Below are 2,593 nucleotides of genomic sequence, written 5' to 3' on the forward strand. Positions count from 1 at the left end.
CGTACATGGACTGCGACCGATGATTGTGGTAACAGTACTGTACTAAAACAGATCATCACAGTAGTAGATACTACCCGACCAGTATTCAATACAATCCTGGTTGCTGATACTACTGTAAACTGCGACGGCGTACCTGCACTGCCAACGATCACTGCTACAGACAATTGTTCTGCAAGTGTGAAAGTAACGGTTGCCCAAACCAAGGTATTCCTGAGCACTACCTGCTCCAATAACTATCGTCTGACCCGTACCTGGACCGCTACCGACGATTGCGGAAACGTGGCTACAATGAAACAGGTAATTACTGTACAGGATACTACCAGACCATCATTCACCATCACACCGCCAAGCGATACTACCGTAAGTTGTAGTGCAGTGCCAACACCGCCAAGCAACCTGTCAGCTACTGACAACTGTAGTGCAACCAGTAATGTGAAGATCAGCTACACCCAGACCCGTCAGTCTATCACCGGTGCTTGTGCAAGCAACTACCAGCTGATCAGAGTCTGGACAGCGAAAGATGAATGTGGTAATACCAACACTGTTCGTCAGGTGATCACAGTAGTAGATACCACCAAACCAGTGATCGATCCGGCTCCGGCTGCTGTTACTGTCACTTGTGGAGGTACTATACCAGCTGCTGCTACCCTGTATGCAACTGATAACTGCGATGGCAACTTCCCTAAGAAAGCGACCATGACCACCGATCCATATACTGTGGATGCTTGTAACGGTTACACCATCACCAGAAGATGGAACGTATCTGACGCATGTGGTAATGCTGCGATCGAAAGGGTACAGATCATTACTGTAGTAGCGTGTCCTAAACCACAACTGGATACAGCGCTGCCAGCTAACTGTTCTGACAATACGAAGTTTGCATTGCAGCTGCTGACCAAAGTGAGCAAACCAACATTTACACTGCAGAGCGTATATCCTGCAGGTACCGTAACCACACCGAAGAGTCAGACCAGCAATGTGTTCGACCTGAATGGTGCGACTCAGGCTACCTTCATCGTAACTGATGGCGTAACCGGTTGCGTATCTGACCCAGTGACTTATACCCTGCAATATGTACAGAAACCAACTGTCAACCTGGGTAACGATACTGCGATCTGCGAAGGCAACTCAGTCACCCTGGATGCAGGTGCGGCAAATGCAAGTGCTGGTTATACAATTAAATGGAACACAGGTGCAACTACCCAACAGATCACCGTATCTGCTGCCGGTACTTACTACGCAACGGTGACCAACAATGGTTGTTCCGCTACAGACTCTATTAAAGTAACGGTGAATACACCTCCAACGGTTGATATCCGCGATACCACTATCTGTGATGGCATGACTGTAAAACTGAATGCTTATGTACAGGGTGCTTCTTACACATGGAGCACTGGTGATACCGGACCATCTATCACTGTAAGTACCGCTGGTACCTACACCGTAGATGTATCACTGAAAGGTTGTACCGTAACTGACCAGGCGACCGTAACGGTGTCTACTCCGCCGAACGTGACCCTGACTCCTGATACTGCTATTTGTCCTGATCAGACAGTGATGCTGCAGGTTGAACCAGATGGTGGCAGTGTAACATGGTTAGACGGTTCATTGACAAACTCCATTATCGTATCTAAACCTGGTGATTACTGGGTGACTGTAACGAAGGGAGGTTGCGTTGTAACTGATACTGTAACTGTGACCAACAAAGCAAACATCAGCTTCGACCTCGGTCCTGACAAGGATATCTGTGCCGGTGGCCTCGTGGTACTGGATGCGACTAACGCTGACGTGATCTCTTACCTCTGGAATGATGGTACAACCGATCCGATCAAGGAAGTAAGCACACCAGGTACTTACACCGTAACAGTGCTTGACAGGTTCTGTAACCTGACTACAACAGATAGCGTGAAAGTAACAGTGGCTGGTATCGGAAATATTTCTCTGGGTAATGATACCACCATCTGTATCGGTCAGACACTGACACTGAGTGTGGATGCCGGTACCGGCAACAGCATCAAGTGGCAGGATGGCGCTACTACTTCAACGTATGTAGTGACAGCGACCGGATATTATAAGGTAACAGTTTACAATGATTGTGGCGCAGTGAGCGATGACATTGCAGTTAGTTACAAACAATGTGAAGATGAGCCTACCTTCCCGAATGCTTTCACACCAAACGGAGATGGTAAAAACGATACATTTAGACCACACGTAACCGGCCCGATGTATGACTATAATCTTACTATTTATAATCGTTGGGGAGAATTGATTTACCAAAGTAAAGAAGCTTCCAGGGGATGGGATGGTCGTTTTAAAGGTATTTTAGTGGATGAAGGTACTTACGTATGGTTATTGACATATAAAAAGAGTATCGGTGGGATTGAAATCCTTAATAGAGGTGTGGTCAATGTAATTAAATAAAGTTCTTAGTCATCAAACCCTAGACACCTCTGGTTTACCAGAGTGATGTTGTCCTTAAGCATAGGAATTCCCTCCCCCGATCTTTTCAGGTTGGGGGCATTTTAAAGAACTGGATAGAATAATTAAAAATTTAGTTTGAAAAAGTATTATATAAATGAAGTTGTTTATACTT

The 2,593-nt window shown here is 46.0% G+C and carries 1 protein-coding gene; it reads left to right on the forward strand.

Going from position 1 to position 2,593, the window contains the following annotated elements:
• Window positions 1-2,421: gliding motility-associated C-terminal domain-containing protein (locus BW716_RS21465; protein WP_143708950.1), on the forward strand; the 2,421-nt coding region annotated here is incomplete at its 5' end.
• Window positions 2,422-2,593 lie beyond the last annotated feature (172 nt).

Source organism: [Flexibacter] sp. ATCC 35208 (assembly GCF_001975825.1).
GTDB lineage: Bacteria > Bacteroidota > Bacteroidia > Chitinophagales > Chitinophagaceae > Chitinophaga.